Here is a 14,374-nt window from a genome sequence, read left to right on the forward strand (position 1 = left end):
CATGGTTAATACTTCACTCCCGTCTTAATTTCGTTAGTTCGATAATAATAGTACAATAGAATAATAACACGGGTTATGTTATAATTGAATGATATACTCAAAAAAATAAGGAGGATTTCGAGTGAAGCATTTATATCATCCAGACCGTGCTGACATTCAATTATCCACTGTTTTATATGCACTGAGCGATCCCATACGCTTGTTAATCGTTTCGGAGCTCCACGAAGGATGTGAACGGCCTTGCGGAGACATCGAAGTACCCGTTGTGAAATCCACGATGTCCCATCATTACCGCACATTAAGAGAAGCTGGCGTCGTAAGCGTTCGCGTACAAGGCACCCAGCGGCTCATATCCTTGAGAACCGAGGATCTAGAATTACGTTTCCCCGGATTATTATCATCTATACTGTCCGCTTACGAGGCTTCCGATAAGAAAACGAAGCTGCTTCATCCGAAGTAATCCCGCAAAAAAGCCCAATGAGCTAATTGATTTTAGCCATTGGACTTTTTTATTTGGCCAACTAGGTGGCGTTTATTTACTCGATGCTCGCGAAAACGGATTTATTCCATGAATGGCTATTCTATTCAATTACGATTTTATCTCCACGACGAATTCGACCTGTTTGGATCACCTTCGCATAAACGCCCATGGCTCCCTCATTATGCTTGACTGCTGCCCGCAAAATTGATGGGTCATTAGGCAGATCACCTTGAGACAAGGTAGTCATAATGCATCGGATACAAGGTTGCGTAACTTGAAGCATAACTTCATCGCCTATTCGTATATTTTTGCCAATCCAACTGTTTTCAACAAATCCTTCTTCATCCGGTACATCGATTACAATATTGGTCCTGAAACGTTTGACTTCAATCCGGCTTTCCGGAATAAGCCCCCTCAATTGGTTTAGACTTGCCGTTGTTAATAAGTGAATGATATCAATATCATAAAAAGTTCCTTCCGGAGAACTGCGTGTAAAAATGGTATTCCGATTGTTCAGTCCTTCAATATCAGGTATATATCCTTCAAATTGAACACCATCGGTTTCAGACGAAAGCGTGGCTATTTGGACCGGCCTGGAAAGTTTGTCCGTCAGCCTTTGATTTAAGTCTCCATCTGTTGTCACACCCCAATTGCCATCGGGAAAAGTGATTCTAACCACAGGAAGGTTCGCCGGATCTTGAGGCGGTTCAACATAGGCAGCCCGATAATCGAACATGTTCGGCCATTTTAAGGGATTCTTGGCATTCGCAAGTTTACCTGTTGATGTATCAATTAAAGCAAACTTACGATCTCCAACAACCCCTTTTTCTGTGATATGGGTTGCATTTAATTCTTCACCCATCATGGATTTAACGGGATATCTCCACAACGATACTACAGTAAGCTGACTCATATGTAACATCTCCTTCAAATTGATAATTATCCCCATTTCCCTCTAATATCTCTACTACATCTGAACCTGCATACTTTGTTTCTTAACTTTAATTTTATTCAAGACATATATCAATAACGCTTTTTCGATCATATTTATAGATGAAATAAATCGAATTACTTGTGCTGGAATTATGTGACCATGCTTGAAGAGGCACTCTAATGTGATTTGAAAAAATCAATCAGGAAAATGCCCGTAAGACGGACTTTAGATAGAACTGATTGAATCGTGTATTCCTACTTTGTAGAAAGAAGTGCCATACCGTGGGTGTATTATAAGTAATCTGCCCGTTCGTATTATGAGGTCTTTTTTAGTACCTGATTTAATCCGCACTAAACTCCCGTTACTACAACGAACAGGAGCAAATCGCCGCGGCGCCTGCTCCCGTTTATTGAGCAATTGTACTTAGTTAAACTTTTCGCTGAATGTATTGCTTTTCTTTCTGACCTCTGATTGTGGACTCTTTATGTTGAGGATGGGACGGGGGCTTTCACTTGCTAAGACATCGCTTTGCCTGTAAATGCGTTTTATTTTTCGGGTCTTCGGATTTTATAGTGAAGACAAACTCAAAACATTTCACTTATAAATCGGAGAATATGGTGGTATTTCTCTAAAGACTTGATCTGTATCTATTTCTTAGTACAATGGCTTTATGACTACTCTAACTCAAAAAATAATGAATGATGAGCATAGGGCGAGAATATTTAAGGCATTAGCTGATGAAACCAGATTGGAGATCATACGAACTCTATTGCCAATAAGAAGGAGATGAATTGCGGGGAAGTGGGAGATATTCACGGTATTGGATACGTTGTAGAAAGAAATTCTTTTTTGTTCAATAGTTCAATAATAATTGAACTATGAAACTAAATTTTAGCAATTAACAACATAAATGGAGCCCCTTAACCCGGGCAGCTCTATTTATGTTGTTCTGAAATCTTTAGAATATTTTTTTCCCCGCGGCAGAAATGGAGGGTTGTTTCAAAAATCGTTAGAAAAAATCTTGGCCAAAATGCATAAATAATTGCAGTTAAATGGTTATTTCTCTTCGGGTTTTTGCTGTTTGAAACAGTTCATTTGCTGCAGTTCACCCTTGTCGTCTGCCTGCTGACTGCGAGGTGGCTTGGTCCCTTGTTATCAGGTGTGAAATTTAACTTCACGTATTATAACATATTATTCAGAGGTGATTTCGTTGTCTACTTATCTACTCATTCACGGCGCGTGGCACGGAGCTTGGTGTTGGGAAAAAATCGTTCCTTTGTTAGAAACCGCCGGTCATCGTGTAATTGCTATCGATTTACCCGGACACGGAGAAGACCAAACCCCAATTTCAGAGGTGACGCTCGACTTGTATGCAAATCGTGTGGTAGCTGCTATTGATGGACTTGATCAAGAGGTTATTCTAGTCGGACACAGCATGGGCGGGATTGTTGTATCGCAAGCAGCCGAGTACCGTCCGAATCGAATTAAATCGCTCGTTTATTTAACCGCATTTCTATTACAGAATGGTCAAAATATGCTCGTGATTCCGCCTAATCCCAATATGCGGGTCTCTGAAGAGGGGAGCACAATTACCGTTCCCGCAGACAAAGCAAAGGATACGTTCTTCAACAATTGCCTAGATGAGGATGTAGCCGGGGCAGTATCTCGGATACAGGTGCAAGCCACGAGTCCATTTGTGACACCGGTGAGCCTGACGCAAAAAAATTTTGGTCAAGTCCCTCGTTACTACATTGAAGCCCTTCGTGATAATGCCATACCAATCGACATGCAGAGGCAAATGCAAGCCGCATCTCCCTGCAAGGAAGTATTCACGTTGGATACAGACCATTCGCCGTTCTATTCAACTCCAGAACAACTATGTAACATTCTGCTTAATATTGGTTAAAAGTGAGTAGCTTCGTACCATGACCCCTTTGTCTCATAAGGGAGCGGTAATTCGTAAACACGGAGCACCAGGACAATAGTTATGGAAACAAGTTCATGTCAATTTAATTTTTCATGCAGGAGTTGCTTGCAGCAGCTCCTTTTTTGTTTTCGTTGAAGAATGAGCACGTTTTATACATTTTTTTGTGGAGTTCGATAACGTAAGGAGAGTCATGAAAATCAAACAAGAAATTCTTCTACATGATGAAATCCTTGAAGTTTGGATGACGATTTTGCTGACGATAACTCCGACGGACCTGTAGTTTTGCTTGAGCCGATTAAATATCCAAAAAGTTACTGCCGCTTCTTCTCCACTTGAAGTTAGCTGCCGTCAAGGACCGATAGAACCTGAATGGAATATGCGGTTAAACGCCTGTTATGATGAAAAAATGCCGGCGCTGGGGATTGAACCCTTTGCCGACATTATCTTTAATCGGTAACCTTATGGTTGACTGCAGTCAAACGTTGGGCCGCTTCCTCCGCTTCACGGTATGCTTTGTCCAGAATTTCCTCCCATTTTAAGATGGCCGTCCCTTGCGCCCTAATGATTTGATAATCCTCGATCCCAAGGAAATTAAACATAGATTTAAGGTACTTGTGCGAATATTCAACCTCCGTATACCAATCATCGTTCGTATAGACGGAGCCGCTCCCTTGAATAACGAGTATGCTGCGGCCGTCGTATAACAATCCGACGGAGCCGTTCTCGGTAAATTTATACGTCTCGCGCGGAATAATAATCGTATCCATGTAATCCTTCAGTTTAGAAGGAATGTTAAAATTGTGCAGTGGCATCGCAACGACATATTTTGTCGAATCTTTGAACTGTTTAAGTATCTCGTTCCTTCGATCCGTGACTTGCTGTTCGGCATCAGTAAGGGGCTCTCCCTTCCGAAGTTTATCACTGGCGCTTAATACCGTACGGTCCACAAGTGGAATCTGTTCGTCGTACAGGTTGATTTGCTCCACGGTTTCCGTTGGATTTAGCTGCTTATATATGCTCAGGAAGTGGTTCAGTACGAGCAAACTAATGGATTGTTGCGACTCCACTTGGGGGTGGGCATTGATAACTAGCATTTTGGACATTATATAATCATTCCTTTTGGTTTATTAACGATAACTTAATCGTCTATTGATCGAATCTTCAATAAATCTTGCGATACTGATTTGTCAAACAAAATCGGAGAATTTATGGTGGAAAAGTGCTTATAATTCGCCCTTTTCCAATTTCTCAATTAAGGTGAGAATATCAATACCAAGCAAAGTTGTTTCTTCCGGTTCACGAGTAACGTAGGGCATTTTGCACATTGGGAAGTTTTCTTCCGGAACGTAGGTATCGGTCCGCCACTGATACTTTGGCTTACGTTGCTTTGCAAGCTCCTCTGTAAAGAGAATTTTGGCTCGTAGGGCTTCGAATAAATAGCCCCTACCTAAACGGTTAGTGATACGGATAAGGTTATTCAGTGACTCGGTATAAACGTTGGTGACGCGATGATCGAAGTAGGCGAATATCTCTTCTTCCCAGTTCTCCATAGCCTTTGTAAGAGGCTCAAACGCCGCATGGAGTTCATTTGGTAACTTAGCTTTCCAATCGTGATATTTGAGGTATGCCTTTTGTCTGCTGTCACTATCCCATAAGTCAAAGAAAGATTCCTTCAAGTTATACGCAAGGCCGAGAGACGGGTAATGATTCGTCCAGAGGTCAAGCAGTATCCTATCCATCACTGTAAGCTCTTTATGGCGTTTAAAGAGGATAAAGCGGTCGTTCATAAGCCCACGCCGTTCCTTCGGCGATAAGCTCTTTTTAAGCTGTTTGCGGATGGTTTCTAACGCTTGGTTTGCCATACAGAGAACGGGAAACTTATCGACGATGATAATAGCTTTTGGCAATACAGCCCTCACAGCGTCCTTATACGGTTTGCACATATCCATTACGACGTATTTTATTCGTTCTCTATTTGTAAGGCGTGAGAGAAAGTTTACAACGGTTTCCTTGTTACGATTGGGCAGAACGTCTAACAAAGTATGTTCCTCCAAGTTGGTTAAAACGCACCTTGGCTTGATAATGTGTATTTCGTTAATCCCAAGCCAATTAGGAGTTTCAAACCGAAGCGTTTCTTTAACACGATTAATGTAATCACGAAAGATGTTACGAACCGTTTTTTCATTCAATCCAACATCGTCAGATATGCTGACAAACGTGCGTTTAAGGCTTTGCTTCTCTACATAAAACAATAATCGTTTGGTGCAGCTTCGCTTCTCGTCTATGGTGTGGTCTAAGCGTTCCCAAAAGGTTCGATTGCAGACTCTACAGCGATACCTCTGACGCTTTATTAGAAGTTCTACACGCTTGCCGCGAATAGGCAAGTCCATACAAATCTGTTCCCTGTTATCGTGCTTGTAGAGGTTCGTTAGGCATCCACAATGAGGACATGTTAAAGGTGGAGAGTTCGTCACCACCTGGATAAGAAAATCAAATTCATTCTCACGAATACTTAGGATGTTGAATTTTGGAAGATTAAGAATATCCATTTGAGTTACTATGCATTTATGATTCTACAAGCTCCTTTTTTGTTTTCTCCTGGACAGGTAAAATGCCACTTGAAAAAAAAGCTAACAATGAACCGACAATGCAGAGAGCCGCAAATAGGCCAACGGCGGTAAAACCGTTAAAAGTCGCATAAAGCAAGCCTGCGATCCAAGAACCGAGTGTTGTCGCAGCGTACATGGCTGAATTGGCCATGCTTGTGATCGTGCCACGGATCGTCGGATTTAATGAAGTCAGAAGTCCCATGATTAGCGGAAATGATATTCCCATGTTAGCGAATACGAAAAAGTATGCACCTTCGAAAGCCGAAACCGACGACAAGTGAGGTAAAACTAGAAAACATGCAATGGAGACAACAAAGCCAATTACCAGTGTGTTCAAACGACCCAATATTTTGATCACATAAACACCGCCGATGCTCCCCACCATATTCCCAAGACCCAGAAAAATCATCACGAACCCCACGTGATCGACCGAAAGCTCAAAGCGGTCTGTCATCCATTTTCCAATGAAAGCAAAAGCAGCCATGAATCCGCATTGAAACAAGAAATGAGCCAGGAAAGATCTTCTCGCCATTCGGCTATTCAATAGAAGGACATATCTTTTAAAGATTGGCATCTTGGTTCTTTGATCTTGATTCGGTTTCATTGCGGGCAAAGTGTAAAAGATAAATACCGTCGCTAGCAGCGAACATGCGCCGATTGTATAGAAAGGATAAGACCAATGAGTTGCAGCAAGCAAACCTCCAATAGGTATGCCGAACGCTTGGGCAGAAGCCAAGCCCGCCATTACAATTCCGAATACTTTGGCGACCTTCTGCGCAGGAAACAAAGTCGGGATGGAAGCCCAGATTTGAGGCGTTGTAAACGCTGCGCCGAATCCGGCCAAAGCTCGGAATAAAAACATCGACCAAAAATTAAAGGCAAAGCCGCATAAGATGGTTGAAATCGAGAAGCAAAACATCCCAAAAAGCATTACTTTTTTGCGATCCCACCCATCGGAAAGCGGACCGGCAATGAGTGCAAAAATGGCATAACCTAAAGCGTAGGCTCCCACCATCCAACCGGCATATTCGGTCCGGATGTGAAACAATTCCTGAAGAGTGGGGATAAGCGGAGAAATTATAAATGTATCCGTACCGATAAGAAACATGATGACGAAAAATAAAGCTGTTAATTTATTCATGTTATTCACCCTTTGTTGTTATTTTAATAGTTCGATTAATATTGAACTAGTGAACAAAAAAAGAATTTCTTTCTAAAACTTATCCAGAAATCCGGGTAAGTAAGTTTCAAAGGTCTTCCTATCGATACTCATATACCTCGTTTGAGATTCTTTTCGTACCTTGATAATTTCGCCTCCCTTAAATTGCGTAAATGATACGAATTATTCGATTTTGAAGTACCGCGAATGTCGCCTACCTCTCCGCAATTCATCTCCTTCTTATTGGCGTATAGACTTCGTATGATAAGGGGCTCTCCCTTCCGAAGCTTATCTCTGGCGCTTAATACAGCACAGTCCACAAGGGGAATCTGTTCGTCCTACAGGTTGATTTGCTCCACGGTTTCCTTAGGATTTAGCTGATTATATACCTCTTAAGAAGTGGTTCAGTACCCAGTAACTAATTGATTGTTGCGATCTACATGTGTGTGAGCATTGATAACAAGCATTTTGGACATGATAATTTAACCCCTTCTGTTTTGTCGATAATGTAGGTGCGGTACAATCCAGACGCCTTGAGCTAGACGTATAGCGTTTCCTGGCTCAACAGGAAAACTCTTTGTTAAAAATCAGGCTTGCTGAATATGAAGAAATTTAGTTCTACCTCCTGATCTCATATGTTCTATCCTCCTTTCTTGATTGCATGTAAATATTGTAGTGAAAAAAGGATCAATAGATCAATATGTTAATTTGAATAATAACCATCGAAAATTTAAATGATGCTTATTGTGCGACCCGTTTTGGTTTCGCAGGTTAATAGAATTCTTCTATCGTTTCAATAAAAATCACTCTATTGATAAATTAATTTTCTTAACCTACAATAAATAGAAGACGTACGCGTAAAAGGAGGGGGGTTCCCTGGAGTTTAGACAACTGGAGTGTTTTAAAGCGATATGCGAGGAGCTTCATTTTACCCGTGCAGCTGAGAGTTTAGGAATTACGCAGCCTACGTTAAGCTATCAGATCAAGCTTCTCGAGGACGAGATGGGCATTCCCCTATTTAGTCGAATCGGTAAAAAAATCGCGATCACGGAGGCTGGGAGTATTTTATACAATCATTGCAGCACTATTTTCAGTTCCTTGACTGGAGCGCGTGAAGAGATTTTTGAGTTGCAGCACATTGAGCGTGGTACACTGTCTATTGGAGCGCTAATTGGAGAGATCAATGAGTTAGTATCCAGTTTGCTGGTCGACTTCCATAAAAAACACCCAAAAATTCAAATCAAGCTAAATGGCTTAGTAGATGTTATAGAACCACTCATCCTAAACAAACTCGACTTCGCTGTTACCATTCTACCTGTGGAGGATGAACGATTAAGAATAGTACCTCTTTATGTAGAAGATTATTATTTTGTGGTGAAGTCTGATCATCCCTTTGCTGACCACAAAACCATTTCTTTTGAAGAGATAAAGAAAGAACCCGTTATTATGTTCCCAAGCACTCATCGTTGTCGTAAGATGATCGATTCGACATGTTCAAGCCTCGGCTTTGATTTAAAACCAAAAATTGAGACCTCAACCATTAGATCCTTGTTGATGCTGATCCGATCAGGTGCAGGAGTATCCATTTTGTCTAAAACACTTTTAGAGATGTACCCTCATCAAGATTTGAGTATGATTCCCATTACGAATCCTTCTCTACGTAGGGAAATAGGAGTGATTTATCTTAAAGACCGCTATATGGAGAAAGCAGCGAGGGAGTTTATAGATCTTTTAATGGAACGTCCGTGCCTTCTTTGACACTAATGCGTATCAAACGATTGTCAGAAACACTGGAATCTGTATTAAAGCCGTCCATTTGCGTCGTGGCGCAAGAGGTGAAGACGGCTAGACTGACCGAGGAAGCCTACCGATACGCTCCTTCGATTCCTACCGTAGAATTGCCGATCATCGGCAGTGTCATAGAGGCTTCGCTCGAATGGTGGAGCCGAGGGGATTCGAGCCCGCGGTCCGCTTCATGAGTGCAAGCATGCTAGGGCTTTACACCACGGCTGCCATGGAATACATTAACACATCCGATGCACTCGTCAACTAGCCCATTGGCTTATTTGAATTACAGCGGTATCCCTTTGCTGGAAGAACATCAACTATACTCCATCTGTTTATTGCTTAGCTGCCAACCATGTATAAAAACAAAGTGTCCTTTCTCCGGATGCGCCTGACGTTTATTTACTCTTTCTTCGCTCTTGGTGTGTTCTCAAAACCCATAGACTTATGGGTGCCGTCGCAGAAAGGCTTGTTGTTTGATCCACCACATCGGCACAACGAGAACGTTTGTTTGTGCTCGAACTGGTTGCCCTCAGCGTCCAACAGCTCGACTGCCCCCGTAATCCGAAGCGATCCGTTATCATTCTCTTTGATTATTCTGTTCTTCTGCCTGATCCTCAGTATTCTTACTTTTTTCGCTGTTATTTATTGAATTAATACAACCCATAATCAGCTCCTCAATATGAAAATAAGGTCAATCTCTCTTAGCTTCTAATTTTCCGCGATCATCTGACGGAGAACGGTTTGCAGAATACCGCCATTGCGATAGTAATCTACATCGACCAAGCTATCCAAAAGTACTAATACGTTAAAATTAAACGTTGTACCATCTTCACGAGTTACAGTTACAATAGCTGTTGAACCTGGTTGAACATCATTGCTCAAGCCTGTTATATCGAATGTTTCATGACCCGTATGACCAAGTGCATTCCAGCTTATTCCTTCGATGAATTGAAGCGGCAGAACTCCCATACCCACAAGGAGGTCTATGCTTAGCTTCTTTTATTATTGGGAAAACGATTGGAAGAAACATGAAGTTGATGAAATGGATTGCTTTTTGTGGCTTACTCTTTGTAACAACAAGCCTTTTCTTAAACGGATTCGTTCATTCACTGAGATACTGATCATGCTGATTAGTATTGGTGGCATCGGAATCGGGGCTGCTCTGCCTCAATAGCTCGATGGGTTTGAATTGCAATAAACCTGCATCGTATTGGCTGCTAATACACATTCCACATTTGAATTGTCAACATTGTCCAACTTGGATTGCTTCCCTGTATTCACCTGGTGTCTGCCCCGTATATTTGCGAAAGACTTTATAAAATGTTCGCCGGTTTTCGTAACCAACGTGAGTCGCAATCTTGTCCATGGACATTCCCTTCATTCCGATCAGTAGCTGTTTAGCCTTCTCCACTCGAATTTCATTCAAAGAAAAGTTGAATGTGTTACCTGTTTCCTTTTTAAATAATTGCCCTACATACACGGGATGCTGATCCAATAAGGAGGCAGCGTCATTAAGAGAAATATCCTTCATATAATTTGTCTTGATATAGTCAATTAAGATTCTGATATTGTCATTTGAGGTCCCTTGTGGTTCCCCAGCTTCTTGCGTTTTTATCTGAATGGCTTGTTTCTCTTCCATAATATCAATTGCCATTCTTTTTAATAATTCGGCTAACTCCAACTGATTAATAGGTTTCAACAAGTATTCTTTGACTTGCAAGCGAATTCCCTCACGTGCATATTTAAACTCATCATATCCCGAGAGAATGATAAAGCGGGAGACATCTTTCTTTTGAGCCTCGCGAATAAAAGTCAAACCATCCATTTCAGGCATCTGAATGTCAGTTATTATCAAGTCAGGACGAAAGTAATCCATAATTTCAAGCGCTTCGATACCATCGTTAGCCGTAACAATTTTGGTGAAAGCGGTATTTTCATTTTCTACCATGTCCCGGATGCCAGCCAAAATAATCTGTTCATCGTCCACGATCATTAACTTCAGCATCGCCGTTCTCCTTTAAATAAAGTCTAAGTGAGCAAACTGTTCCTTCACCAGGAGCGCTGTTAAACATCACGCCTGAATGCCCGCCGAAATACGCTTTCACCCGTTCGGCTACATTTGTAAGGCCAATGCCCGTTCCTTGTTTCTCAAAAATACCGCTAACAGCTTCGCCTGCAAGTGCTTGTCGCAGTAATATCAACTTATCTTCGGGTATACCTGATCCGTTGTCAGATACCTCGATGATCGCGTAATCCTGCTCGATGGCAAATTGTATGGTGATTCGTTTGGCTCCTCTTCGCTTCGATAGACCATGAATGATACTGTTTTCTACTAACGGCTGTAAAATAAACCGCGGACATTTCAACGCCATCAACCCTTCTTGGGGGGATATCTCATAGTGAAGATCTCGCATCCGAATTTGATGGATGGAAAGGTACCTTTTTACATTGTTCAATTCATCCTGAAGAGTCGTTTCATCTTGTTTGGTCAAACTGTAACGCAAAAGATCCCCAAGGGAATACGCCATATCCGCAACAGTGGAGTCACCGCTCGCCCTGGCCAGCATACGCATCGTTTCCAGTGTATTATATAAAAAATGGGGCTGAATTTGTGCTTGCAGCATTCTAAACTCAGCTTCTTTCTTCAGCAATTCTACTTTTTGGACACGGTTTACAAGTTCATCAATTCGATTAATCATGCCATTGTAATTCAAGATCAGAAATCCGACCTCATCTTTTCCTGCACGCCCGGTGTATGGATGATTTAAGGAATCCGCTTCTACCCGGCGCATATGTCGCGACAATAGAATGAGTCGTTTGGTTAGGGAAGAAACAAAAACGTAATACAGAATGGTCAACAAGGCAAGCAAGGCAAAGCCTCCCGTTATCCACCAGATCTTATGGCGGAGCAACGTAAACAAGGCATCCTTCTTGTTAATTTCAATAATCGTAAGCCCCAGTCTCGACAAGCCCGTTGAATTGATAAGCATTTGGTTGCGATCAGTCATAAACGTTTTGCTCCCATTCGCAAGGGCGGAAGACTTAATCTCCGTTAGTTGATTTTTCTTAAAAGCATTGTCCATTTTTTGATACACGATGTTGCCCTCTTGATTCACCAATAAGATTGAATTGTTAGGGTGAAGGCTCCGAAGTTGTTGGAGGAACTCCTCAAAGAATATGGATTGGACAGTAATTTGAAGTACACCAAGATCGTTAGAGTACGATTCGTTATAAATCTTGTGAAAGTAAGCCAGTGTTGGTACTTCAGTGGTGGAATCGATTGTCCATAACCCTTTTTTCGGCCCCATTTCCTTCCACTCAGAGTCTTTAATGACATCTTCCAATTCGCGATAAGCCTTAAAACCTGTAACGTTCAATAAACGTTCTTCGTATTTAGGGTATATGGTAAGATTCCGAACAAACTTCTCTCCAAGATAAGAAAATGAAATAGCTGGTACGATTTCTTTCAGATAGGCGTAAATTAAATCTCGATCATTGGTGTAATCGCCTCGTAAAAATTCAATTAAGGCGTTATTATTCTGATATATCGAGTAAAGTGATTCGATCTTAACTAGACTAGCGTCAAGATTAACAGCCAATTGCTCAATGTTTTGCTGATTAGCTAATTGATATTGCGTAATAAACTTGTCATTCATTTGGCTATAAACAAAATATGCAAAAGTAAGAAACGGAATAATGATCAGAAGGATATAGCCTACTATCATTTTAGTACTCATGCGCATATTCATCACAGCTCCGTTTCCGAAATGAACGAACTCATACGGAATGGTCGACGTTTTAAGCATGCCGACATTCCGTATGAGTTTGTTTGATCTCTTATTTTGCTTTCGTCAAACTATCGTACTTTTCCTTCAACGGTCCGTATTGCTTTGTAGCCCAATCTTCCAGCTTGGCGATCCCAATTTTCTCAGCCTTGCTCAGCATGTCATCGTAAGCTTTTGCGGCTTCCGCTTCCGATTGAGAAAGATACACTTTCGTGACTTCCGTTTTCACCATATTATCGATATTCGCCCGAATAATCTGCTCTGGAGAATCGGTATCTGGATTGATCATGCCGATCGCGGGGTTATACTTCGTGATTTTCGAGTAGGCTTCTCCTTGTCGCGTCGTTTCCGAACCTTTCTTGTAGGAACCTAGTGCCATACCAACACCGCTCTCCGTAGGCACGCCCCACCAATAAACACCTTTCTTCTTAAGAAGTTCAACATTTTGGACATCATAATTAAATTCCGGATATCCCGCTGCGTTCCAAGTCCAGTCCTTATCTTTAATTCCCCACTCCGCTGTTCTCCAACCATCTTCCGAAAATAAGTATTTGAGAAGCCTCACGGTCGCCTCGACATTCTTATTGTTCTTAGTTACGTACATGCCGAGTCCGCCAGTCCCTGTACTTATAATGGATGCGTTTGGTCCGAGCGGCTCCGCGAGTTGAACGAACTTGAGGTTTTTATCTTTTGAGTCTGCATTGAGGCGGTCCGCGCCGGAATAGGTCCACGTGTATGCATAGCCTTTGCCCGCGAGTACCATTTGTTCAGTCTCCGTCTCGTTCTTATACGCGAAATTTTCTGATGTGACAAAGCCGTTGCGATATAAACTGTTCATATACAGCATCGACTTGCGTACCTCATCCTGTCTGAGGTAATATTCAATTTTGCCGTTCTTGTCGACAAACCCGCCTTGAGCACCGAACTGCGTATCAAAGAACGGTCTTTGCCAATTCGGGTTCAGGATTAATGGCGTCATCTCAGGGTGCTTAGCTTTAACATCGGCGAAAACCTTATTAAGGTCGTCAATCGACTTGATGGCTGGATTTCCGATTTCCTCCAAAATATCTTTGCGCATGGCAAGTCCCGGTACCATCATATGTGCGTAGGGATTGGCCTTCCATTCGGCTTCTGTTGAGAAATCATTGCGGATAGCGTAATAGTTGCCGTCAGTTACGGTACTAACTAGCGCTTTAATCGGGTCAAATTTTACATCTGGAGCGTACTTTGGAAAGATTTGATTGTACGGAAGACTGAGTTTCGCATCTGACATCAGTTTGAAGTTGAAAGATACCACGATATCCGGCAAATCACCGGAAGCCGTCATCAAAGCCAGCTGCTTGTCATCAGTAGCAACAGTGACTTTTGGCTTCACACAGGTTGCTTTTGTAATCGCTTCCGGAATTTCGCCCGACCATTCCTGAAACGGATACCAGGTCGCATCGACGAACATGTTTAACTCAACAGGCGATGTACAGGAACTCGAGTTCCCGCTTGTACTCACAGTGGCAGTGGATGCCGTTGGAGTGCTGCTCACTTTGCCTCCTTGATCCGTACTCGTGCTGCAGCCCGCAAGTATGCCTCCTATCAGGAGTGGGGCAACCACAAGTTTGGTAGTCATTTGAGTTCTTTTATTCATTTTCTTTCCCCCTTCATAATTACTTATTATTTTAGAGCACCCTGATTCATGT

General features: G+C 42.0%; 12 protein-coding genes and 1 pseudogene. 4 read left to right on the forward strand and 9 right to left on the reverse strand.

Annotated elements, in window-relative coordinates:
- Positions 1 to 121 precede the first annotated feature (121 nt).
- The gene (locus AC58U0_RS15015; protein ID WP_497379749.1) at positions 122 to 460 is read left to right on the forward strand and encodes an ArsR/SmtB family transcription factor; all 339 of its coding nucleotides are present in this window, start codon (positions 122 to 124) and stop codon (positions 458 to 460) included.
- 121 nt (positions 461 to 581) lie between these two features.
- On the opposite strand, the gene AC58U0_RS15020 is transcribed toward AC58U0_RS15015, so the two are convergent.
- Positions 582 to 1,394 (reverse strand): MOSC domain-containing protein, encoded by an 813-nt coding sequence (locus AC58U0_RS15020; protein WP_497379750.1) that lies wholly within the window; start codon positions 1,392 to 1,394, stop codon positions 582 to 584.
- A 1,231-nt stretch (positions 1,395 to 2,625) separates the two neighbouring features.
- Here AC58U0_RS15020 and AC58U0_RS15025 point away from each other — a divergent pair.
- Positions 2,626 to 3,321, forward strand: coding sequence for an alpha/beta fold hydrolase (locus tag AC58U0_RS15025; RefSeq protein WP_497379751.1), 696 nt, complete (start codon positions 2,626 to 2,628; stop codon positions 3,319 to 3,321).
- 467 nt (positions 3,322 to 3,788) lie between these two features.
- Here the strand turns inward: AC58U0_RS15025 and AC58U0_RS15030 are convergent, their stop codons facing one another.
- From AC58U0_RS15030 to AC58U0_RS15040, 3 genes are all read right to left on the reverse strand, one after another.
- Positions 3,789 to 4,445 (reverse strand): FMN-dependent NADH-azoreductase, encoded by a 657-nt coding sequence (locus AC58U0_RS15030; RefSeq protein ID WP_497379752.1) that lies wholly within the window; start codon positions 4,443 to 4,445, stop codon positions 3,789 to 3,791.
- 120 nt (positions 4,446 to 4,565) lie between these two features.
- Positions 4,566 to 5,891 carry an ISL3 family transposase gene (locus AC58U0_RS15035; RefSeq protein ID WP_497379753.1) on the reverse strand — a complete coding sequence of 442 codons (1,326 nt, stop codon included), beginning with the start codon at positions 5,889 to 5,891 and terminating at the stop codon, positions 4,566 to 4,568.
- 16 nt (positions 5,892 to 5,907) lie between these two features.
- Positions 5,908 to 7,092: an MFS transporter gene (locus tag AC58U0_RS15040; protein ID WP_497379754.1), complete on the reverse strand. Its 1,185-nt coding sequence runs from the start codon at positions 7,090 to 7,092 to the stop codon at positions 5,908 to 5,910.
- Positions 7,093 to 8,001: 909 nt separating this feature from the next.
- On the opposite strand from AC58U0_RS15040, the gene AC58U0_RS15045 reads away from it, so the two are divergent.
- Both AC58U0_RS15045 and AC58U0_RS15050 read left to right on the forward strand, forming a co-directional pair.
- On the forward strand, positions 8,002 to 8,868 hold the full coding sequence (locus tag AC58U0_RS15045) for a LysR family transcriptional regulator (protein WP_497379923.1): 867 nt from the start codon (positions 8,002 to 8,004) through the stop codon (positions 8,866 to 8,868).
- Between the two features lie 5 nt (positions 8,869 to 8,873).
- Positions 8,874 to 9,089, forward strand: coding sequence for an AraC family transcriptional regulator N-terminal domain-containing protein (locus AC58U0_RS15050; RefSeq protein ID WP_497379924.1), 216 nt, complete (start codon positions 8,874 to 8,876; stop codon positions 9,087 to 9,089).
- A 208-nt stretch (positions 9,090 to 9,297) separates the two neighbouring features.
- Here the strand turns inward: AC58U0_RS15050 and AC58U0_RS15055 are convergent, their stop codons facing one another.
- From AC58U0_RS15055 to AC58U0_RS15075, 5 genes and pseudogenes are all read right to left on the reverse strand, one after another.
- Positions 9,298 to 9,510: a CDGSH iron-sulfur domain-containing protein gene (locus AC58U0_RS15055; RefSeq protein WP_497379925.1), complete on the reverse strand. Its 213-nt coding sequence runs from the start codon at positions 9,508 to 9,510 to the stop codon at positions 9,298 to 9,300.
- Between the two features lie 96 nt (positions 9,511 to 9,606).
- Positions 9,607 to 9,876, reverse strand: a pseudogene (locus AC58U0_RS15060) (hypothetical protein); the annotation flags it as partial.
- Positions 9,877 to 10,141: 265 nt separating this feature from the next.
- Positions 10,142 to 10,891 (reverse strand): response regulator transcription factor, encoded by a 750-nt coding sequence (locus AC58U0_RS15065; protein ID WP_497379926.1) that lies wholly within the window; start codon positions 10,889 to 10,891, stop codon positions 10,142 to 10,144.
- Positions 10,875 to 12,704 (reverse strand): sensor histidine kinase, encoded by a 1,830-nt coding sequence (locus AC58U0_RS15070; RefSeq protein WP_497379755.1) that lies wholly within the window; start codon positions 12,702 to 12,704, stop codon positions 10,875 to 10,877. The genes AC58U0_RS15065 and AC58U0_RS15070 overlap by 17 nt, the downstream gene beginning before the upstream one ends.
- A 31-nt stretch (positions 12,705 to 12,735) precedes the next feature.
- The gene (locus AC58U0_RS15075; RefSeq protein WP_497379756.1) at positions 12,736 to 14,322 is read right to left on the reverse strand and encodes a type 2 periplasmic-binding domain-containing protein; all 1,587 of its coding nucleotides are present in this window, start codon (positions 14,320 to 14,322) and stop codon (positions 12,736 to 12,738) included.
- Positions 14,323 to 14,374 lie beyond the last annotated feature (52 nt).

The organism is Paenibacillus sp. J31P190 (genome assembly GCF_059692075.1).

Excerpts from the sequence above, each read along its gene's own strand:
- AC58U0_RS15075 (WP_497379756.1), bottom strand. The coding sequence starts at position 14,322 with ATGAATAAAAGAACTCAAATGACTACCAAACTTGTGGTTGCCCCACTC.
- AC58U0_RS15035 (WP_497379753.1), bottom strand. The coding sequence starts at position 5,891 with ATGGATATTCTTAATCTTCCAAAATTCAACATCCTAAGTATTCGTGAG.
- AC58U0_RS15050 (WP_497379924.1), top strand. The coding sequence starts at position 8,874 with ATGCGTATCAAACGATTGTCAGAAACACTGGAATCTGTATTAAAGCCG.
- AC58U0_RS15020 (WP_497379750.1), bottom strand. The coding sequence starts at position 1,394 with ATGAGTCAGCTTACTGTAGTATCGTTGTGGAGATATCCCGTTAAATCC.
- AC58U0_RS15065 (WP_497379926.1), bottom strand. The coding sequence starts at position 10,891 with ATGATCGTGGACGATGAACAGATTATTTTGGCTGGCATCCGGGACATG.
- AC58U0_RS15040 (WP_497379754.1), bottom strand. The coding sequence starts at position 7,092 with ATGAATAAATTAACAGCTTTATTTTTCGTCATCATGTTTCTTATCGGT.
- AC58U0_RS15030 (WP_497379752.1), bottom strand. The coding sequence starts at position 4,445 with ATGTCCAAAATGCTAGTTATCAATGCCCACCCCCAAGTGGAGTCGCAA.
- AC58U0_RS15070 (WP_497379755.1), bottom strand. The coding sequence starts at position 12,704 with ATGCTTAAAACGTCGACCATTCCGTATGAGTTCGTTCATTTCGGAAAC.